The sequence below is a fragment of the Geodermatophilus maliterrae genome, assembly GCF_041018925.1.
GTDB classification, from domain to species: Bacteria; Actinomycetota; Actinomycetes; order Mycobacteriales; family Geodermatophilaceae; genus Geodermatophilus; species Geodermatophilus maliterrae.
Genome location: NZ_JBFNXQ010000094.1, coordinates 1 through 19363 on the forward strand (window position 1 = coordinate 1; position 19363 = coordinate 19363).

Consider the following 19363-nt stretch of genomic DNA (forward strand, 5'->3'; position numbering starts at 1 on the left):
CACCGGGCCGGGGCCGAACTCCTCGGCCACCCGGTCGGTCGCCGCGGCCACGTCGTCGGCGCCGCCGAGGACCACGACGAGCTGGTCGGCGTGCACCCCGACGAGCACCTCGCAGTGCTGCGAGCGCGCGGCCCGGCGGACGGTGGCGTGCGTGTCGCCGTCGGCCGGCGCGGCACCGACCAGGACGAGGACCGGACTCGTGTCCGCCCACCCGAGCGCGGCGGCCCGGCCGGGCAGCTCCTCGGAGTGCTCGCCGCGCACCAGCGCGTCGACGACGAGCGCCTCGAGACGGGCGTCCCACGCGCCGCGGTTCTCGGCGAAGGTGGCGTAGACGTGCGCGGTGGCGAAGGCGACCTCGCGGCTGAACTGCAGCACCGCCATTCGCAGCACGTCGGCGTCGCCGGGCTCGGCGACCGACTCGACGTGGTCGTCCATCACCTCGACGGTGACCTTGACCAGGTCGACGGTCTGCTTGAGGGGCACCGCCCGGACCAGGTCGCGCGGGGCGGCGCCGAACACCTCCCCGGTCAGCCGGGGCGGCCGGTCGGGGGAGCGGCACCACTCGACCAGCGAGGCGATGCCGGCCTGGGCGACGAGCACGACCCAGGAGCGCTGGTCGGCGGGCATGGTGCGGAACCAGGGGAAGTCCTCGTCCATGCGGGCCACGGCCCGGGTGGCGATGGCGCCCGAGGCACGCTCGAGCCGCCGCAGCGTCGCCGCCGACGGCGGGCGGTCGCTCACCCGGTGGGCCACGGCGCCAGCGTGTCACGGTCCGAGAGGTCGGGGAGAGTGGGGGAGTGGAGTCCGCCGCCCGACCCGCCGCGCCGCCCGGCACGCCGCCCGCCGCGCCGCCGTCCCCGCCCGTCCGGACCCGCCGCCGGGCGCTGGCCGCCGTCGGTACCGGCCTCGCCGTCCTCGGCGTGCTCGGCGCCGGCGTGCTCACCGGCTTCGCGCCACAGGTCCGCATCGACGAGGTGACCAGCCGCGCGCTCTACGCCGGCGACGACCGCTCCGTGCTCGTCGGCGGCCTGCTCGAGGTGCTCACCACGCCGGGGGTGACCTGGTTCCGCGTGCTGGTGTTCCTGCCGGCCCTCGTCTGGCTGGCCCGCCGCCGCGTGTGGCGGACGCTGGCCTGGGTCGTCGTGGCCGTCCTCGCCATCGGCCCGCTGACCACCGGGCTGAAGGAACTGGTCGGCCGCGCGCGCCCGGCGTTCGAGAACGGCGGCCTGACCTACGAGTCGCTGAGCTACCCCAGCGGGCACTCCGCCGGCATCGCCACGCTGGTCACCGTCGGGCTCGTGCTGGCCTGGCCCCGGCTCTCCGCGCGCGGCCGGCGGGTCGCCGTCGTCGCCGGCGTCGCGCTGGCCGTCCTCGTCGGGCTCACCCGGATGTGGCTGGGCGTGCACTTCCTGTCCGACGTCGTCGGCGGGCTCTCCCTCGGCGTCGCCTGGTCGCTGGCGGTCGCCCTGGTGGCCCGCGGGTTGCCGGGCGGCGCCGGGGCGCTGCCCCCTCGCGAGGCGGCGCGGTGACCGGGCTCGCCGGCCGCACCCTGCTCGAGCCCGGCGACGGCTCGCTGGGCCCGCTGCTGCGGGTCACCGACGACCGGCTGGCGCCCGGCACCGGCTACGTCCGGCACCAGCACCGGGCGGTCGACGTCGTCGCGGTGGTGCTGACCGGCTCGCTCACGCACGTCTGGGGCGACGGCGCCCCGATGGCCGCCGGGGACGTCGGCGTGCTGCGGGCGGGCACCGGCCTGGCGCACGACGAGGTCGCCGGACCCGACGGCGCCCGCGTCGTCCAGACGCACCTCCGGGCGGCCGACCCCGCCGCGCCGCCGTCGCACGCGGTGCACCGGGCCGCACGCGGCTGGGTCGACCTCGGCCGGCCCGACGCCCGGCTGTGGATCGGATCGGCTGTCGACGCCCCCGACGGTGTGGTGCTGGGCCTCGACGACGAACCGGCCCGCGTCGGCGGGGTGCCGAGCGGGCCGGTCGTCGTGTGGCAGGTGGACCTCAGCCGGCCCGACTGGGCCGGCTGACGGGCGGCCCCCCTGCAGGGTCCCGCCGCGAGCGTCGAGCGGTGGGGGCAGAGGGGCCCTTGCTCAGGTCGCCGGGCTCGGGTCGGACCGCTCCTCCGGCGGCGCCGCCTGCACGTCACGCACCTGGTACTTATCCACCGCCTGACGGACGAGGTCCCGGTCGACCTCGCCGCGCTGGGCCAGCGAGGCGAGCACCCGGACGACGACCGACTCGGCGTCGACGTGGAAATGCCGCCGCAGCGCCGGGCGGGTGTCGGACAGGCCGAACCCGTCGGTGCCCAGCGTCGCCATCCCGCCGGGGACGTACGGCGCGATGAGGTCGGGCACGGCGCGCATCCAGTCCGACACCGCCACGACCGGGCCGGGGGCGTCCTGCAGCCGCTGGGTCACGTACGGGACCTGCGGCTCGTCCTCCGGGTACAGCAGGTTGTGCTCCTCGACCGCGTCGGCCTGCCGGCGCAGCTCGGTCCACGACGTCACCGACCACACGTCGGCCGAGACGCCCCAGTCGTTCGCCAGCAGCTCCTGCGCACGCAGGGCCCACGGCACCGCGACGCCGGAGGCCAGGACCTGCGCCTTGTGACCGTCGCCCTGGCCGGGTGCGTAGCGGTACATGCCCGCGAGCAGGCCCTGCAGGTCGAGGTCCTCGGGCTCGGCCGGCTGGTTGAACGGCTCGTTGTAGACCGTCAGGTAGTACATGACGTCGGGGGAGCGCGAGCCGCCCAGCGGCGCGCCCGGGTCCTCGCCGTACATGCGCAGCAGGGCGTCCCTGGTGATGTGCCCGACCTCGTAGGAGAACGCCGGGTCGTAGGAGACGACCGCGGGGTTGGTGTGGGCCATGAGCAGCGAGTGCCCGTCCTCGTGCTGCAGGCCCTCGCCGTTGAGCGTCGTCCGCCCGGCGGTGGCGCCGAGCAGGAAGCCGCGCGTCATCTGGTCGGCGGCCGCCCAGATCGAGTCGGCGGTCCGCTGGAACCCGAACATCGAGTAGAAGATGTAGATCGGGATCATCGGCTCGCCGTGCGTGGAGTACGAGGTCCCGACGGCGGTGAACGACGCCGTGGAACCGGCCTCGTTGATGCCCTCGTGCAGGATCACGCCCTGCTCGGACTCCTTGTAGGTCAGCATCAGCTCACGGTCGACCGAGGTGTAGCGCTGGCCGGCCGGGTTGTAGATCTTCTGCGTCGGGAAGAGGCTGTCCATCCCGAAGGTCCGCGCCTCGTCGGGGATGATCGGCACGAACCGCGGGCCGAGCTCCTTGTCCTTGAGCAGCTCCTTGAGCAGGCGGACGAACGCCATCGTCGTCGCCACCTCCTGCTTGCCCGAGCCGCGACGCAGGACGTCGAGCGCCTTGTCGTCGGGTGCCTTGAGGATCTTGAACTCCGCCCGCCGCCGCGGGACCGCCCCGCCCAGCGCCCGGCGCCGGTCGAGCATGTACTGCATCTCGTCGGAGCCCGGGTCGGGCTTGTAGTACGGCGGCAGGGTCTTGTCGAGCGCCTCGTCGGGGATGGGCAGGTAGAGCCGGTCGCGGAAGGCGGCGAGGTCCTCGGCGGTCAGCTTCTTCATCTGGTGCGTGGAGTTGCGGCCCTCGAAGTGGCTGCCCAGCGTCCAGCCCTTGATGGTCTTGGCGAGGATGACCGTCGGCTGGCCCTTGTGCTCCACGGCGGCCTTGAACGCCGCGTAGACCTTGCGGTAGTCGTGCCCGCCGCGGGAGAGGTCCCAGACCTCCTTGTCGCTCATGTGCTCGACGAGCTTGCGGGTGCGCGGGTCGCGGCCGAAGAAGTGCTCGCGGACGAAGGCGCCGTCCTCGGCCTTGTAGGTCTGGTAGTCGCCGTCCGGCGTGTTGTTCATGAGGTTGACCAGCGCGCCGTCGCGGTCGGCGGCCAGCAGCGGGTCCCACTCACGGCCCCAGATCACCTTGACGACGTTCCAGCCCGCGCCGCGGAAGAAGGACTCCAGCTCCTGGATCACCTTGCCGTTGCCGCGCACCGGGCCGTCCAGGCGCTGGAGGTTGCAGTTGATGACGAAGGTGAGGTTGTCCAGCTCCTCGCGGGCGGCCAGGCCGATGACGCCCAGCGACTCGGGCTCGTCCATCTCGCCGTCGCCCAGGAAGGCCCACACGTGCTGGTCGGAGGTGTCCTTCATCCCGCGCGCGTGCAGGTAGCGGTTGAACCGCGCCTGGTAGACGGCGTTCATCGGGCCCAGGCCCATCGAGACGCTGGGGAACTCCCAGAAGTCCGGCATCAGCCGCGGGTGCGGGTAGGACGACAGGCCGCCGCCGGGGTGGCTGACCTCCTGGCGGAAGCCGTCGAGCTGCTGCTCGGTCAACCGGCCCTCGAGGAAGGCGCGCGCGTAGATGCCGGGGGAGGCGTGACCCTGGAACCAGATCTGGTCCCCGCCGCCGGGGTGGTCCTTGCCGCGGAAGAAGTGGTTGAAGCCGACCTCGTAGAGGGAGGCGGAGGACGCGTAGGAGGAGATGTGGCCGCCGACGCCGATCCCCGGCCGCTGCGCCCGGTGGACCATGATCGCGGCGTTCCAGCGGATGTAGGCGCGGATGCGGCGCTCGGTGTCCTCGTCGCCGGGGAACCACGGCTCGCGCTCGGGCGGGATCGTGTTGATGTAGTCGGTGCTGCGGAGGGCGGGGACGCCGACCTGCTGCTCCCGGCTGCGCTGCAGCAGCTTGAGCATGAGGTAGCGGGCCCGGCCGCGGCCTGCGTGCTCGACGACGCTGTCGAGCGACTCCACCCACTCCTGGGTCTCGTCGGGATCGGTGTCGACCAGCTGGCTCGGGAGGCCGTCGGTGATGACCGCGCGGGGCTGGCCGGCGTCGCGGGTGGGGTCCCCACCCTGCTGCGGTGCGCTCATGCCCCCATCGTCGCGCGTCCGGGCGCTCCGCGTCACCCGCGCGGCGCGACCGGCCGCGTCGCGGGGTCCGCGCGCCTCCCGCGGAGCGCTTGCGCCTGACCAGGCATGCCCTACGCTCCTGCCCACGCGGACCGACGCCGTCGGCTCCGTGCGTCCGGGCAGGAGAGGGGTGACATGACCAGGCAGCGGGACGACTCCCCGCCGGTCGTGTCCGCCGTCGGCCCCCGGTACCACCACGCGCCCACGAGCCGGCGCGCCTCGCCCGCCGGCCCGGGGTCGGTGGCCATCGAGCCTCTGGAGGAACAGCAGGGATGAGCGTCGACTCGGGCAGCGCCAGCATGGCGGCCCGGCTGGGCATCAAGCCGGGCATGGTCGTGCAGGAGCTCGGCTGGGACGAGGACGCCGACGAGGACCTGCGCGACTCCATCGCCGAGGTCTCCGGGAGCGACATGGTCGACGAGGACACCGACGAGGTGGCCGACGTCGTCCTGCTGTGGTGGCGCGAGGACGACGGCGACCTGGTCGACGCCCTGGTCGACGCCATCGCCTCCCTGGCCGACGACGGCGTCGTCTGGTTGCTGGTGCCCAAGTCGGGCCGGCCCGGCCACGTCGCACCCGGCGACGTCACCGAGGCCGCACCCACCGCCGGCCTGGCCCAGACCAGCAGCATCTCGGCGGCCAAGGACTGGTCGGGCATCCGGCTGGTCACCCCGAAGACGGCACGCACCCGTCGCTGAGCAAGGACCCCCTCGCCCCCCGCCGCTCGCAGGCTCGCGGCGGGACCCTGCAGGGAGGCCGTTCCCCTACGTCACCGGGCTCGGTGCGGGCCCGTGCGGGGTGGCCGTTCCGGTGCGTCACCGGGCTCGCGGCGGGGCCCTGCAGGAGGGCCACCCTGACCCGGCCCCGTGCGGGTGGGGCACGATCGGGGACATGAGCCTCTCCGTCGGCGACGTCGCGCCCGAGTTCAGCCTCCCCGACCAGGACCGGCAGGTCGTCTCCCTCGCCGACCTGCGGGGGACGCCGGTGCTGGTCGTCTTCTACCCGTTCGCCTTCTCCGGCATCTGCACCGGCGAGCTGTGCCAGCTGCGCGACGAGCTGGCCACCTACACCGACGCCGGCGTGAAGGTGGTCGCGATCAGCACCGACCCGGTGTTCAGCCTCAAGGCGTTCAAGGCCCAGGAGGGCTTCGACTTCCCGCTGCTGTCGGACTTCTGGCCGCACGGCGCCACCGCGCAGGCCTACGGCGTCTTCAACGACAAGGCCGGCATGGCCCTGCGCGGCACCTTCCTCGTCGACGCGGAGGGCAAGGTCGGCTTCGCCGAGGTCAACCAGCCCGGCGACGCCCGGGAGCAGTCCGGCTGGAAGGACGCCGTCAGCAAGCTGGCGGCCTGACCTCCGCCCAGGTGAGGCCCCCCTGCAGGATCCCGCCGCGAGCTCGCGAGTGGCGGGGGGCAGGGGGGCCTTACTCTGGGCGCGCGGGGCGCGTAGCTCAGCGGGAGAGCTCTCGCCTTACAAGCGAGCGGTCGCAGGTTCGATCCCTGCCGCGCCCACCCCTCGGTCCGTTGACCCCGTCAGCAGCGTCCGGATCCCCGAGGGTGCCGGACCCGCCGATCAGGAACCGCTGCGGGGGTACGGCACACCCCCGCGTGCGGCCGTCATGAGCGCGGCCGTGAGCGCAGCCCGGGTGCTGATGCCCAGCTTGGTGTAGGCGTGCGCGAGGTGGGTCTCGACGGTGCGGACCGACAACTGCAGCTCCCGCGCGATGCAGAGGTTGCTCAGTCCCTCGGCGGCCAGTGCCGCCACCTGCCGTTCCCGTGCGGTGAGGGGGCGCACGCCCACCCGACGCAGGGCGGGGGAGTGCACCCCACCCGCCGCTCGTGCGAGGGTGCCGGCCCGCGCGGCGGAGGCGGTCGCCCGGCGCCGCTGGCCGGCGGCCGCGTGTGCCTCGGCCGCCTGCGCGGCGGCGTCGGCGGCGAGGGCGCCGGCACCCATCGACTCGAACTCGGTGGCGACCTCGTCGAGCAGGTCCCCGTGGCCGCGGGCCAGCGCGGCGGCGTGTGCGGCGCAGGTGCGGACCAGTGGACCTCCCACGACCCCGGCCAGCTCCTGCAGCCGCCCGGCCACCTCCGGGGTACCGCCGAGACGGACGACGGCGTGGAGCGCACGGGCCTCCACCGCCGGCTGTCCCGTGCCCGCCGCGGACGAGGCCGCCTCGAGTGCGGCCGCGAGCGCGTCCTCGTGGCGGTCCGCGAGGGCCGCCGTCCAGGCGTGGGCGAGGTGGGTCTCCGGCGCGAACACGGCGACCGCGGAGGGGCTCGGCACCGCCAGGACTCGTCGGGCGCGGACCTCGTCCCCCGCGAGGGCGTGGGCCTGGGCCAGCTGCGCCCGACACAGCGGGAGCAGTCCGAGCGGGTCACGGTCGGCCAGCCCGGCGGCCGCCTCCGCCAGCCACCGGACCGCCTCGACCGGCCGGCCCGCCGCCAGGGTCGCCGAGCCGACGGCGAGGGCGGAGACCGCGTCACCGGCCCCGGCGGACCGGGTCAGCGTGGTCCGGTGCAGCTCGTGGGCCCGCACCACGGCATGCCCGAACCGTCCGGACAGCTCCAGCGCCAGCACCTCCCCGTGGGTGAGCGCGGCGCGTGCGGTCGACGACTCCACCGTCGCCGCGGACTCGTCGAGCGCCGTCCACCCCTGCTCGGCGGTGGCGAGCGCCTCCTCGCTGCGGCCGAGGACGGCCAGGGCGCCGGTCCGCGCGGCACATGCCCACAGCCGGGAGCCGGGCTCGCTCCGGCCGTCGCCGGCCAGGTCGAGCGCCTCTCGCGGTCGTCCGGCGGAGAACAGCAGCAGGGCGCGCACCGCGGACACCACGTCGTTCCCACTGCCGGGAGCGGCGTCGGCCTCCTCCACCGAGGAGAGACCGTAGAAGCGGTTGAGGGTCCTCGTGACGGTGAGCTGCTCCAGCTCGGTGGTCGTGCCCGGCTCCGCCTCCCGCGCAGCGCGCTCGGCCTCGGCCGGGCGTCCCTGCCACCGGAGCGCCTCCGCCAGGGCGACCGAGGCCGCGGTGCCCGCCCCCCGCGCCAGCGCGGCCCGTGCCAGCCGTTCGGCGGTGCGGTGGTCCGCCGACGCGCCGGCGCGCCGGGCGGCGCGGACCAGCACGTCGGGCGCGACCGTCGAGCCGTCGACCTGGAGGAGGAGCTCCGCGGCCCGTACGGGGTCCTCCTCGATCCACCGCCGCGCCGAGGCGGTCGCGGTCAGGCGCAGCCGGAAGTGCCGTGCGGTCGCGTGCGGCAGCTGGGCGCGCAGACCGATCGCCTGCAGGGGTTCGGTCAACCGCGCGGTCCGCCCGTGTGGCGTCCGCTCCACGGTGACCGTCCCGCGGCGTTCGAGGGAGGCGACCACCTCGGACGAGGTGAGCTCCACCAGGTCGGTCAGGTCCAGCGGTCCGCCGACGGCCAGCAGCTCCGCCGCTGCCCGCTCGTCGGGACCGAGCTCGCCGGTCTCCGCCTGCAGCAGGTCGAGGAGCCGCTGCGTCGGCTCGACGTCGCCGTCCCAGCGCCACACGCCGCCCACCTCGCGGAGGCGACCGGTCCCGGAGCCCGCCGCCACCAGCTCACGCAGGTGGGCCACGCTCCCGTGGCTGGTGCGCCAGAGGAACTCCGTGGTGCGACTGTCCACCGGCCCGTGCACCACCGCGGTGAGCAGCCGGTCGACCTGGCCGCGGGACCACGGGGGGAGCTCCACCCGCGTGGCCAGCCCGTCCTTCCAGAGGGCGGCCACGACGTCGGGTGGGCGGGCACCACCGCGGATGGTGAGGACCACGCTGGCCTTGCGCGTGAGGACCAGCTTGTGCACCAGCGTGGCCGACAGGTCGTCGAGCAGGTGGGCGTCGTCGATCCCCACGACCACGCGCCCGTGCTGCTCCCTGCGGGCGTCGAGCGCGGCGGCCAGGGCCTGCCAGGCCGCCGTCGGGTCCGACGACGCGCCACCGACCGGCACCAGGTGCGTCAGCGCCGCGAGCGGGATGGTCTCCGTGCTCCGTGTGCAGGTGACCCACTCCGTGCCGCGTCGCCGACCACGGAGGACCTCGATCGCCTCCTGGGCGAGCCGAGTCCGCCCGACCCCGTGTCGACCCGAGATCACCACAGCGGCCGGCTCGGCGCCATCGACACCCTCGAGGAGCGCGCGCAGTTCGCCACCCCGTTCGACGAAGGCCCACCCCGCCTCGGGCCGCGCCGTCCGCTCGTGCGGGTGGTCGAGGAGATCGACGTTCCCGGAGCCTAGGTGTTCCTTCGGCGGACCGCTCCTGTGGAACTGCGTCGTCTCCCCCACGGGGCCGTACCTTATGGGCCGCGCGATCCGTCGTGTGGGTCCGTTGCAGCGAGATGACCACGCCCGCGCGGCCCTTCGGCACCACAGGACGCACTACCCCGCTGCCCTCGGAGGGCGGCTGGTCGCCGAGTGTGGAGGGGAACCCGCAGGTCATCGCGTCGGGGCTGCCGTGCGTCGCCGTCGGGGACGCGCCCGGCAGGGCGGCGAGTCGCGTGCGGGTCGCACCGGCGGGCGCAGCGCGGCTCGCCGTCCGTATCCCATGCGTTTGTTTCTTGTTCCAGCCTCTGGTGCGTGGCGCGTGTGAGTACGTAGTGGTAACTTCACAGTCAGCCATATTTGCTGATGACAGCGACAGTCCCCCTGTCCGGGCGTTGACCTCGTGTGGTCAGTCGCCGGATCAGCTGGATGTAGTGAACGGGACACCGGCTCCCCGACATCAGTGGTGACCGGCCTGGTCTACGTAGTCCGCGTGGCCATGTCAGTAGTCCTTCATTTCGGCATGAGTAGTTTGCCGCCTCGATGTCGGTGATCGAATCTGACTATCTGTCATTCCCGGGTTGCGCCCCGCAGGCGACGGGTGAAATGGTCGGGCCCGCCGAGCCAGGTGGTGAGCCGACGCCACGGGTGATCGGTGACCGGTCGGGGCTGGGGGAACGTCGGGCGGGCCATTTCGTGTGCCGTTCGCCACGGTTTCTGGCCGTTGTCTGACGACCGTCATTGCGGACGACCAGGAGGACCCATGTTCGAGGACCAGTACGTCGAGCTGCTGCCGGCGCGCACCACCATGCAGGTCGCGATCGACATCTTCGGTGAGGGCGGCGCCGGCGGCGCCGGCGGCGCCGGCGGCTTCGCTGCCGCACTCTCGGCCGCGGCGAACGTCGTGCTCGCCGACCAGACGGCGGAGGCCGCCTCGGTGTTCGGTGACGCCACCGCTGCGAACATCGCCGCTACCGGCGACGCCACCGCCGGGAACGCCACCGCCGAGGGTGGCGCCGGCGGTGCCGGCGGTGCCGGCGGCGCCGGCGTCGGCGGCTGACCTGACGTGATCGGCCGGGGGAGCACCGGGCAGGTGACGTCCGCGACGTCGTCCTGGTGTCTCCCGGCCGGCCTGGCACGACCGTGAACACCCATCCCACGAACCACCCAGGAGGACCCATGTTCGAGGACCAGTACGTCGAGCTTCTGCCGGCGCGCACCACCATGCAGACCGTCACGGTCACCGGTGAGGGCGGCGCCGGCGGCGCCGGCGGCGCCGGCGGCTTCGCCGCCGCAGCGTCGGCTGCCCTCAACCTCGTGGAGGCCAACCAGACGGCGGAGGCCTTCTCGGTGTTCGGCGACGCCACCGCCGCCAACGTCGCCGTCACCGGCGACGCCACCGCCGGTGACGCCACCGCCACCGGTGGTGCCGGTGGCGCCGGCGGTGCCGGCGGCGCCGGCATCGGCGGCTGACCTGACGTGATCGGCCGGGGGAGCACCGGGCAGGTGACGTCCGTGACGTCGTCCTGGTGCCCCGCGGCCGTCCCGGCACGACCATGAGCACCACCCACACGGACCAACCAGGAGGAACCATGTTCGAGGACCAGTACGTCGAGCTGCTGCCGGCGCGCACCACCATGCAGACCATCAACGTCACCGGTACGGGCGGGAACGGCGGCGCCGGCGGCGCCGGCGGCTTCGGTGCTGCGCTCTCGGCCGCGGCGAACGTCGTGTTCGCCCAGCAGTCGGCGAGCGCCGGCTCGGTGTTCGGTGACGCCACCGCCGCGAACATCGCCGCCACCGGCGACGCCACCGCCGGTGACGCCACCGCCACCGGTGGCGCCGGCGGTGCCGGCGGTGCCGGCGGCGCCGGCATCGGCGGCTGACCTGACGTGACCGGCCGGGGGAGCACCGGGCAGGTGACGTCCGTGACGTCGTCCTGGTGCCCCGCGGCCGTCCCGGCACGACCATGAGCACCACCCACACGGACCAACCAGGAGGAACCATGTTCGAGGACCAGTACGTCGAGCTGCTGCCGGCGCGCACCACCATGCAGACCGTCAACGTCGGCGGCGTGGGCGGCGCGGGCGGCACGGGCGGTGCCGGCGGCCCCGCCCTGGCGCTCTCGCTCGCGGCCAACGTGGCGGTGGCCACGCAGACCGCGACCGCCGTCTCGGTGTTCGGGGACGCCGCCGCCTTCAACGAGGTCAGCACGGGTGACGCGACCTCCGGTGCTGCTGAGGCCACCGGCGGCGCCGGTGGCCAGGGCGGCGCCGGTGGCGCTGGCATCAGCGGCTGACCTGCACTGTCGCACGGCGGTCCCGGGCCACGGCCTGACGGGATGATGGGACCGCGCTGACGCGGAGGGGGGCGACCGGTCTTCGGTCGCCCCCCTTCCGTCCGACACCGGCCGTCGACCGCGCGGACGCACGGCCCGAGAGAGGACGAGAGCACCAGGTGACGCAGACAGTGCAACCGAGCAGCCTGGCCGGGGAGCCGGCGGCAGCGCTCGACGACCACGTCCGTCGCCTCGCCGAGGGCACCGAGCTGCTCGGTGCGTACGCCGACTCCGGGTACGAGGAGCCGAAGTACCTCGTGAGCCGCGCCGACGGCCAGGTCATGCAGCTGCCGGAGCTCCTGTACCGGGTGGCGGAGTCCCTGGACGGCTCCAGCGCCGGGGAGGTCGCCGCCGACCTGAGCGCCCGGCTGGGCCGGGAGCTCACCGCCGAACAGGTGCTGTACCTCGTCGACGAGCGCCTCCGTCCGGTCGGGCTCATCGCGCGGGACGCCACCGAGGCGGGCGACGCGGGCGCGGCTCCCGCTCCGGTGCGTGCCGACCCGCTGCTGGGGCTGCGGTACCGGGTGGACCTCGTCCCGGAACGGGTCGCCCGGCGCATCGCGGTGCTGTTCCGCCCCCTCTTCCTGCGTCCGGTGTGGATCGCGGCGATGGCCGCGTTCGTGGCCGTCGACGTCGCGATCCTCGCCCAGGGCGACCTCGTCGGCCGGCTCGCGGCGAGCGTGACGCAGTTCGTCCACCGCCCCGGCCTCACCCTCCTGCTGCTCGCCCTCGTCCTCCTCTCCGGGGGGTTCCACGAGTGCGGCCACACCGCTGCCTGCCAGTTCGGCGGCGCGCGCCCGGGGACCATGGGGGTGGGTGTCTACCTGGTCTGGCCGGCCTTCTACAGCACGGTCACCGACTCCTACCGCCTCAGCCGGACCGGGCGCCTGCGCACCGACCTGGGCGGCGTCTACTTCAACGCCATCGTCATGACCGCGGTGGGCCTGGCCTACCTCGGCACCGGGCAGGCCTGGTTGCTGCTGGCGGTCTTCGCCATGCACCTGGAGACGACCCGCCAGTTCCTGCCCCTGCTCCGGTTCGACGGCTACTACATGCTCGCTGACCTGATCGGGGTGCCGGACCTCTTCGGCTACGTCGGGCCGGTGCTCAAGAGCCTGGTGCCCGGCCGCCCGGCGGACCCGCGGTTGCGGGCGCTGCGGCCCCGGGCGCGCCGGCTGATCGCCCTGTGGGTGGCGGTCGCCGTCCCGGTGCTCACGTACTACCTGGTCGTGCTCCTCCTCGTCCTGCCCCGGGTGCTGCCGGTGGTGTGGCAGGCCGCGCTCCAGTACGGCGAGGGGATGCAGACCGCCCTGGGTCAGGGGGACCTCACCAGGGTCGTCCTGAGCGTGCTGCAACTGGTCCTGTTCCTCGTGCCCTGGGTGGGCATGGTCCTGATCCTCGGCATGTTCTGGCAGCTCCTGCGCCGCGTCGTGGTGTCGTGGGGGTGGACGTGGGCCGCCCCGGGCCGCTGGGCGGCGGCCGGCCGCTGGGCCGTGCCCGTGGGGCTCGGCCTGCTCGGGGCCGCGCTGGTCCTGCGGGTGACCGCGGTCGCCCTGTCGGCGCCGCTGTCCCCGGCCGAGGCCCGGATCGGCGCCAGCGCGGCAGGGGTGCTCGACGTCGGGCGCGCGGCCGCTCCGGCGGTGGGCCCGGGCGAGACGGTCGTGCGGGACCAGCTGGCCGCCTACGCCGGACTGACCGGCGCCTTCGACCGGCACGCCGACGTCCTCAGCGGCGGGCGTGAACTGGCCGTGCTGGCCGTCCTCGTGCTGGTCACCTGCCTGCTCCTGGTCTCCGTCATCCACCACTGGCGGCCGATGGCCGTCGCCGTCCCCCTGGCGGCGGTGGCCGCCATGGGCCCGGCCGTGTCCGCCCTGGCCACCCTGGGGCCGGCCGTGGTGGGGGCCGCCTGGGTGGCCGCGGGCAGCACCGCCCTGGCGCTGGCCGCTCGCGACCGGGGGGACGACGGCGACCGGCAGGTGCAGCTCCTGCACCGGCTCCTGGCCGGGGTGGGCGCCGTGGCGGTGGCGGTGGGGATCGCGACGGCGCCGTTGCTGGGCATCCCCCTGTCCGTCGCCGCCGTCCTGGTGGTGGTCCGCCGGGGAGCCGGCCCGGGGCCCGTGCGCTGGTGGACGCCGCTGGCCGTCGCGGCGTTCGGGGTCACGGTGCTGACCGCACTGGTCGCCCCGGTGCTGCTGCGCACGCGTGCGGGGACCGTGCTCTCCGTCCCGGAGCAGCAGGTCCTCGCGGTCACCACGCTGCTCGTCGTCGCCGCGGTGGCGACCATGCGCGAGCTGCGGTGGGCGGCGGTGGTGCTGGGGTCCCTGGTGGTGGTGGCGCTCCTGCCCGCACCGGGGGCCGTGGCGGTCCTCCCGCTGGCCCTGTGCGCCGCGGCCGTGCTCGCCGCTCTGGCCGTCCACGCGCTGGTACGTCAGCGCGCGGCGGAGCGGCCGCACCCGCTGGTGCGGACGGGTCTCGTGGCGCCCGCCCTCCTGCTCGTGCTCGTCGGCACGCTCTTCGTGCCCGCGGCGTCCCCTCAGGCCGCGGAGCAGTACCTGACCAGCCGGTCGACGGCGGCGTCGGCGTCCACACCGGAGGTGCCGGTGCTGCGGGCGGAGGTGCTGGCCGAGGTGCCGCACGACCCGTCGGCCTTCACGCAGGGCCTGCAATTGGACGGCGACGTGCTCTACGAGGGCACGGGACTCGAGGGCCGGTCCGAGCTGCGCGAGCTCGACCCGGCGACGGGCGAGGTGCGGCGGGCCGTTCCGCTGCCCGGGCAGATGTTCGGCGAGGGCATCACGGTGGCGGGGGACAGCGTCTGGCAGCTCACCTGGCGCGACGGCGTGGTGCTCGAGTGGGACCGCGCCACCCTCACGCTGCGCCGGCAGCTGCCGCTGGCCGGTGAGGGCTGGGGACTGTGCTCCGACGGCGCGCGGCTGGTGCGCAGCGACGGCAGCGACCGCCTGTACTTCCACGACCCGGGCACCTTCGCCGGGACCGGCAGCGTCGCCGTGACCCTGCGGGGGACGCCGGTGACCAGGCTCAACGAGCTCGAGTGCGTCGGCGGTGAGGTGTGGGCCAACGTGTGGCAGACCGACGAGCTGGTCCGCATCGACCCGGACACCGGAGCGGTGACCGCGGTGGTCAACGCGGCCGGCTTGCTCGACCCGCAGCGACGCGCCGACCCGAACGCCGTGCTCAACGGGATCGCGGCGCTGGGGGACGACCAGTACCTGCTCACCGGCAAGCTGTGGCCGGTCTCCTTCCGGGTCCGGTTCACCCCGATGTGACCGTGGGCCCGTCGCGTCCGACGCACAGGAGGTGGAGCCCGTGAACTCCGACCCTGGATCCCTGCCCCGTCGCCGCCGGCAGTGGGGAGGTGCTGCCCTGCGCTACTGCTCCGGGGTGCTCGCAGGGGTGCTCCTGCTCGTCCTGCTGACCGCCTGCTCGGGTTCCAGCGACTCCGACAGCTCGAGCGCCTCCTCCGGTGCGGCCGGTTCCGCCGGTGGCTCCGGTGGCGCCGGCGGGTCCGCCGGCGCCGGTGCGTCCGGTTCCCCTGGCGCTCCGGGGTCCGCCGGCGCGTCCGGTTCTGCCGGCTCTCCGGGTTCGCCCGGCGCGTCCGGTTCTGCCGGCTCTCCGGGTTCGCCCGGCGCGCCCGGTTCTCCCGGAGGGAGTGCGTCGACCGCGGCCACCGCGACGTCCTCCGCCGGCTCGTCCTCGGTGAGCCGCGTGTCCTGCTCCGGGAACTCGTGCTCCGTGACCCTGGCAGGGAGCGGTTCGACGGCGACCGTCTTCGGTACGACGATCTCCTTCGGCGGGGTGCAGGACGGCAGAGCCGGCCTCCGGGTGGGGGAGCAGGACGTCTCCTGCGCACCCGGACAGACCGTCTCGTCGGGTCCGCTGGACCTCGAGTGCACGGCCGTCGGCGCCGACAGCGTGGACTTCACCGCCTCGCTCCGGTGAACGGGACGGGGCCGCGGGTCACCCGGTGAGGTCGAGGACGGTCAGCGTGCCGCTGTCGAGGTCGCTGACGTATCCCTTGCGGCCGTCGGGCAGCACGGTGACCGAGGTCGGCGACGTCCCGGTCGGGATGGTCGCGGTGACCGTGAAGTCCTCGGCGCTGACGACCGACAGCGTGCTGTCGCGGACGTTGGTCACGTAGGCGAACCGGCCGTCGGCCGACCAGGTGACGTCCTGCGGCCCCTCGCCGACCGGGACGGTGGCGACGACCTCGTCGCTGTCGGTGTCGATCACCGAGACCGAGGCCGCGTCGAAGTTGACGTTGGCGACCAGCGGCCGGGACCGGTGCACCGCCACGCTGTGCGGGCTCGTCCCGACCGGTACCTCGTCGACGACGGTGTCGGTGGCCGTGTCCACGACCGCGACGACGTTCGAGTCGTGGTCGGCGACGTAGGCGCGTGTGCCGTCGGGGGTCAGCTCCACCCAGTGCGGGTTGGGCGGCACCTCGATCTCGGCGACCGACGTCGCCGTCCGCGTGTCCACGACCGAGAGGACGTCGGAGTCGTGGTTGGGGACGTAGAGCCTGGTCCCGTCCGGGCTCACCGCGGACACGTACGGACGGCTGAGCATCGGGATGGTGGCCCCGAACTCACCGGTCGTCGTGTCGAGCACGCTGATCGCCGCGACGGTCCGGTCGTCGTCCCAGACGCTGACGTAGGCCCGCGTGCCGTCCGGTGAGAGGGTCAGGTACTGCGGCGGGCCGGACGGGACGTCGATGGTCGTGACCACCTGGTCGACCGCGGTGTCGACCACGGCGATGGTCCCGGCCGCGCGCTGGGCGACGTAGAGCCGGCGCCCGTCGGGCGAGGCGACGACGTAGCCCGGCGTCTCACCGACCGGGACGGTGCCCGCCGTCGACGGGATCGGCGCGCTCGCCGCCACCGGCGCGAACGCAGGGGGTTCCGGGGCCGTGTCCCCGTCCACGCTCGACGCCGCCGCTGTGGGCACGCTCCCGTCGTCCTGGCCGCTCGGCGGGTCGAGGCCCGCGACCAGCACCGTCACCCCGATCAGGACGACCAGCAGGAGGACCACGACCGCCAGCAGGGCAGGCGGGCCCTTCGGCTCGTCCCCCGCCGGTCCGGCACCCTCCCTCGGGTCCGGCGGGGTGGGACCCGCACCGGCGGGGGCGACCGCTCCGGCGGTGCCGGACCCGGTGGCGCCCGCCGCCGGGGGAGACGCAGCTGACGAGGGCGGGGTGCCCGGCTCGGACGACGGGGTCCCGGACGCCGACCCCACGGGCGCGGTCTCGACCGGCGGCGACCCCGCCCGCGAGGCGGCTGGCACCGGCCGGCCCTGCTGCTCGGTCGAGGCGGCCGTGGCGGCGGCGGTGGCCGCGAGGGCCTCCTGCGGGCGCGGACCGGGCATCCCGGTGAGCCGGGTCGCGCCCGTCTCGGCTCGGGACCGGCCGAGGATGGCGGCCCCGAGGGCCACGGCGTGCTTCGGGTGGGCGTCCAGGACCGCGGGGCAGCCGAACTCCCGGGACACCATCTCGGCGATCAGCGGGATCTGCGAGGAACCACCGACCAGCAGCACCGAGGAGAGCTCGCCCGGCGCCACGCCTGCCGACTGCAGCGCCCGGCGCAGGGCACGGAGCGTGGACTCCACCGGCACGCGGATCAGGTCCTGGAACTCCTGACGGGAGAGCCGGACCTCCAGGTGCCGGCCGGGGAGGAACACCGGGATGGTCGTCTCCGTGTCGAAGGAGAGCGCCTCCTTCGCGGCGGTGCAGTCCTGGCGCAACCGGGCCAGGGCCACGACGGTCCGGGCGTCGCTCAGGTCGAGCAGGTGCAGGAACCCGCCCGCGGCGGCGTCCACGTGGGCGAGGACGGCGTCGTCGAAGTCGGCGCCGCCGAGGCACTCGACGCCGTCCGGTGCCCCCATGACCTCCGTCCCGTCCGGAGTGCGGCGCAGGACGGTCGCGTCGAAGGTGCCGCCGCCGAGGTCGTAGACGGCGACCACCTCGCCGGTCTCGACGTGCCGGGTGGCTCCGTGGTAAGCCGCAGCGGCCTCCGGCTCGGTGACCGTCGAGTACCGGGTCAGGCCGGCGGACCCGGCGACGTCGGCGAGGGCCCGGCACTGCACCGGCCCCCAGTCGGCCGGGTGGGTGAGCACGACGGTGTCGGGCTCACCCGCAGAGACCTCCACGGCTCGCACGAGCACGGTCCGCAGCAGTGTGCCCAGGAGCGCGGTCACGGGGAACGGCACGCCGCCGAGAACCACCGGTGTGGGGTCCCCGAGACGGCGTTTGAGGTCCCGGGCCACCCGGTCCGGGTCGCTGACGGCCCGGCGGGCAGCGGCATCGCCACTGGTGACCGAGCCGCCCTCACCGACGTGCACCGCGGCGTGCGCCACCGCCGACGTGTCCCCGAGGGGGACCATCTCGGCGCGGCGGTCCCGCGCGACGGCGGCGGCGGCGAACGACGTCCCGAGGTCGATCCCGAGGCTGTGACTCACCGGACTCCCTCCTGCAGGGGCCCCGCGCCCCCGGAAAGCGTCCAGACCCTAGCGAGAGACCCCGGTCCCTCGGCGCCGACGACCGCTACCGGCCACGAGGACGTGCCGACAACGACGTCGTGTATTGACGTCGACCCATACCCAGGTATGAGAACGCGCCCTCCCCCGAGGCTGCGTGGAGAATCGTCCAGCTCATTTCTCGGGCGGACCCGACATCGCATCGCGGCAGGTCGGCCGGGGCCCACGTCGACACGAGAGGTGCAGGTCCGACCCCGGAGGGTCAACTCGAGACCTCGGCGCCGACAGGTCGAATGGGTACCGTAATGCGCCGCCCGAAATCGGGAGTGGCCCGCACACGGCACACTGCCCATGTCTTCACTCAAGCGTGACTTGCCGAGCGGGGTACCGCCTGAGAATGTCGGTCCAGCACAGCAGGAGCGGGGGACGGGGAATGGCCGGGGAGCGCCCGGACGTGATTCCTGCGCTCCTCCTCGGAGCGTTCTGCGCGCCCGCGGCAATCGTCGAGACCGGCCATCAGGAGGAAGAGTGTTCGAGGACCAGTACGTGGAACTGTTGCCCGCGCGCACCACCATGCAGTCCTTCGGCAGCGGAGGACCCGGCGGGGACGGTGGGGCAGGCGGGGCGGCGGTGGCCACGGCCATCTCGGGCACCGTGGTGGTCCTCGAGAACTCCACCGTCGACACACTCGTGATCGTCAACACCGGAACCGGCGCTGTGACGGCCGACGCGCTCGGCGGCGGCGGTGGGGTCGGCGGTGCTGGTGGCGCGGGAGTCGACGTCGAACCGGCTGTGGTGGACGCCCTCTCGGGTGGGGAGGCGGTGCCGGTGGGCGTGGAGGCGGTGCCGGTGGCTGCTACTGCGGAGGCGGTGCCGTTGGCTGCTACTGCCGAGGCGGTGCCGGTAGGCGTGGAGGCGGTGCCGGTGGCTGCTACTGCGGAGGCGGTGCCGGTGGCTCCCGCTGCGGAGGCGGTGCCGGTCGCTCCCGCTGCGGAGACGGCGCCGGTCGCTCCCGGTGCCGAGGCGGCGCCGGTGGCCGCGGGCACGGAGGCGGTACCGGTGGCCGCGGGTACCGAGGCCGTCCCGGTCACCACCGGTGACACCACCGGGTGGGGCTGGCAGGGGCACGGTCACGGTGACGGCGGCGGTCACGTGCACGGGGACGGCTCGGAGGCTCACGGCGCGGCAGCGCCTCGTGCTGCGAGGGCGGGGACGGCAGCTGCGCGAGTCGGCCGGCGAGGACGGCGCGCGGTCGCCGGGTCGTCGGGCGGGGTGGAGCGTCGCGCTCCCCGCACCGTGACCTCAGCACGGTGCGGGGAGCGCGGTGACTC

16 protein-coding genes, 1 tRNA gene and 1 pseudogene are annotated in these 19363 nt (G+C 74.7%); 14 read left to right on the forward strand and 4 right to left on the reverse strand.

Features of this window, described 5'->3' with window-relative positions:
- Positions 1-753 (reverse strand): annotated as a pseudogene (locus ABQ292_RS21315) (PucR family transcriptional regulator); the annotation flags it as partial.
- Positions 754-797: 44 nt separating this feature from the next.
- Between ABQ292_RS21315 and ABQ292_RS21320 the strand changes: the two are divergent.
- Complete coding sequence (locus ABQ292_RS21320; protein ID WP_369209720.1) at positions 798-1529, forward strand: phosphatase PAP2 family protein; 732 nt, start codon at positions 798-800, stop codon at positions 1527-1529.
- A complete protein-coding gene (locus tag ABQ292_RS21325; protein ID WP_369209721.1) occupies positions 1526-2038 on the forward strand; it encodes a pirin family protein in 513 nt (170 codons plus the stop codon). The genes ABQ292_RS21320 and ABQ292_RS21325 overlap by 4 nt, the downstream gene beginning before the upstream one ends.
- A gap of 63 nt (positions 2039-2101) precedes the next feature.
- Here ABQ292_RS21325 and aceE read toward each other — a convergent pair whose 3' ends face one another.
- Positions 2102-4900 carry a pyruvate dehydrogenase (acetyl-transferring), homodimeric type gene (gene aceE, locus ABQ292_RS21330; protein WP_369209722.1) on the reverse strand — a complete coding sequence of 933 codons (2799 nt, stop codon included), beginning with the start codon at positions 4898-4900 and terminating at the stop codon, positions 2102-2104.
- A gap of 174 nt (positions 4901-5074) precedes the next feature.
- On the opposite strand from aceE, the gene ABQ292_RS21335 reads away from it, so the two are divergent.
- From ABQ292_RS21335 to ABQ292_RS21350, 4 genes are all read left to right on the forward strand, one after another.
- Positions 5075-5215 carry a hypothetical protein gene (locus tag ABQ292_RS21335; protein ID WP_369209723.1) on the forward strand — a complete coding sequence of 47 codons (141 nt, stop codon included), beginning with the start codon at positions 5075-5077 and terminating at the stop codon, positions 5213-5215.
- A complete protein-coding gene (locus ABQ292_RS21340; protein ID WP_204690813.1) occupies positions 5212-5637 on the forward strand; it encodes a DUF3052 domain-containing protein in 426 nt (141 codons plus the stop codon). The genes ABQ292_RS21335 and ABQ292_RS21340 overlap by 4 nt, the downstream gene beginning before the upstream one ends.
- Before the next feature lie 193 nt (positions 5638-5830).
- Complete coding sequence (locus ABQ292_RS21345; RefSeq protein ID WP_369209724.1) at positions 5831-6292, forward strand: peroxiredoxin; 462 nt, start codon at positions 5831-5833, stop codon at positions 6290-6292.
- A gap of 86 nt (positions 6293-6378) precedes the next feature.
- Positions 6379-6450, forward strand: a tRNA-Val gene (locus tag ABQ292_RS21350).
- A 61-nt stretch (positions 6451-6511) separates the two neighbouring features.
- Here the strand turns inward: ABQ292_RS21350 and ABQ292_RS21355 are convergent.
- The gene (locus ABQ292_RS21355) at positions 6512-8896 is read right to left on the reverse strand and encodes a helix-turn-helix transcriptional regulator (protein ID WP_369209725.1); all 2385 of its coding nucleotides are present in this window, start codon (positions 8894-8896) and stop codon (positions 6512-6514) included.
- A gap of 126 nt (positions 8897-9022) precedes the next feature.
- Between ABQ292_RS21355 and ABQ292_RS21360 the strand changes: the two genes are divergently transcribed.
- From ABQ292_RS21360 to ABQ292_RS21390, 7 genes are all read left to right on the forward strand, one after another.
- A complete protein-coding gene (locus ABQ292_RS21360) occupies positions 9023-9181 on the forward strand; it encodes a hypothetical protein (protein WP_369209726.1) in 159 nt (52 codons plus the stop codon).
- A 787-nt stretch (positions 9182-9968) separates the two neighbouring features.
- On the forward strand, positions 9969-10265 hold the full coding sequence (locus ABQ292_RS21365) for a hypothetical protein (RefSeq protein WP_369209727.1): 297 nt from the start codon (positions 9969-9971) through the stop codon (positions 10263-10265).
- A 119-nt stretch (positions 10266-10384) separates the two neighbouring features.
- Positions 10385-10678 carry a hypothetical protein gene (locus ABQ292_RS21370; protein ID WP_369209728.1) on the forward strand — a complete coding sequence of 98 codons (294 nt, stop codon included), beginning with the start codon at positions 10385-10387 and terminating at the stop codon, positions 10676-10678.
- Between the two features lie 119 nt (positions 10679-10797).
- Positions 10798-11091: a hypothetical protein gene (locus tag ABQ292_RS21375; RefSeq protein ID WP_369209729.1), complete on the forward strand. Its 294-nt coding sequence runs from the start codon at positions 10798-10800 to the stop codon at positions 11089-11091.
- Between the two features lie 119 nt (positions 11092-11210).
- The gene (locus tag ABQ292_RS21380; protein ID WP_369209730.1) at positions 11211-11504 is read left to right on the forward strand and encodes a hypothetical protein; all 294 of its coding nucleotides are present in this window, start codon (positions 11211-11213) and stop codon (positions 11502-11504) included.
- A 158-nt stretch (positions 11505-11662) separates the two neighbouring features.
- A complete protein-coding gene (locus tag ABQ292_RS21385; protein ID WP_369209731.1) occupies positions 11663-14830 on the forward strand; it encodes a glutaminyl-peptide cyclotransferase in 3168 nt (1055 codons plus the stop codon).
- A 466-nt stretch (positions 14831-15296) separates the two neighbouring features.
- Complete coding sequence (locus tag ABQ292_RS21390; RefSeq protein ID WP_369209732.1) at positions 15297-15503, forward strand: hypothetical protein; 207 nt, start codon at positions 15297-15299, stop codon at positions 15501-15503.
- 18 nt (positions 15504-15521) lie between these two features.
- Here the strand turns inward: ABQ292_RS21390 and ABQ292_RS21395 are convergent, their stop codons facing one another.
- Complete coding sequence (locus ABQ292_RS21395; protein ID WP_369209733.1) at positions 15522-18014, reverse strand: Hsp70 family protein; 2493 nt, start codon at positions 18012-18014, stop codon at positions 15522-15524.
- A gap of 546 nt (positions 18015-18560) precedes the next feature.
- On the opposite strand from ABQ292_RS21395, the gene ABQ292_RS21400 reads away from it, so the two are divergent.
- The coding region (locus ABQ292_RS21400; RefSeq protein WP_369209734.1) for a hypothetical protein at positions 18561-19363 on the forward strand (803 nt) is incomplete at its 3' end.

What these genes read in the sequence shown, in the direction of transcription:
- aceE (WP_369209722.1), bottom strand. Translation starts at nt 4,900, where the DNA reads ATGAGCGCACCGCAGCAGGGTGGGGACCCCACCCGCGACGCCGGCCAG.
- ABQ292_RS21335 (WP_369209723.1), top strand. Translation starts at nt 5,075, where the DNA reads ATGACCAGGCAGCGGGACGACTCCCCGCCGGTCGTGTCCGCCGTCGGC.
- ABQ292_RS21340 (WP_204690813.1), top strand. Translation starts at nt 5,212, where the DNA reads ATGAGCGTCGACTCGGGCAGCGCCAGCATGGCGGCCCGGCTGGGCATC.
- ABQ292_RS21345 (WP_369209724.1), top strand. Translation starts at nt 5,831, where the DNA reads ATGAGCCTCTCCGTCGGCGACGTCGCGCCCGAGTTCAGCCTCCCCGAC.
- ABQ292_RS21365 (WP_369209727.1), top strand. Translation starts at nt 9,969, where the DNA reads ATGTTCGAGGACCAGTACGTCGAGCTGCTGCCGGCGCGCACCACCATG.
- ABQ292_RS21370 (WP_369209728.1), top strand. Translation starts at nt 10,385, where the DNA reads ATGTTCGAGGACCAGTACGTCGAGCTTCTGCCGGCGCGCACCACCATG.
- ABQ292_RS21375 (WP_369209729.1), top strand. Translation starts at nt 10,798, where the DNA reads ATGTTCGAGGACCAGTACGTCGAGCTGCTGCCGGCGCGCACCACCATG.
- ABQ292_RS21380 (WP_369209730.1), top strand. Translation starts at nt 11,211, where the DNA reads ATGTTCGAGGACCAGTACGTCGAGCTGCTGCCGGCGCGCACCACCATG.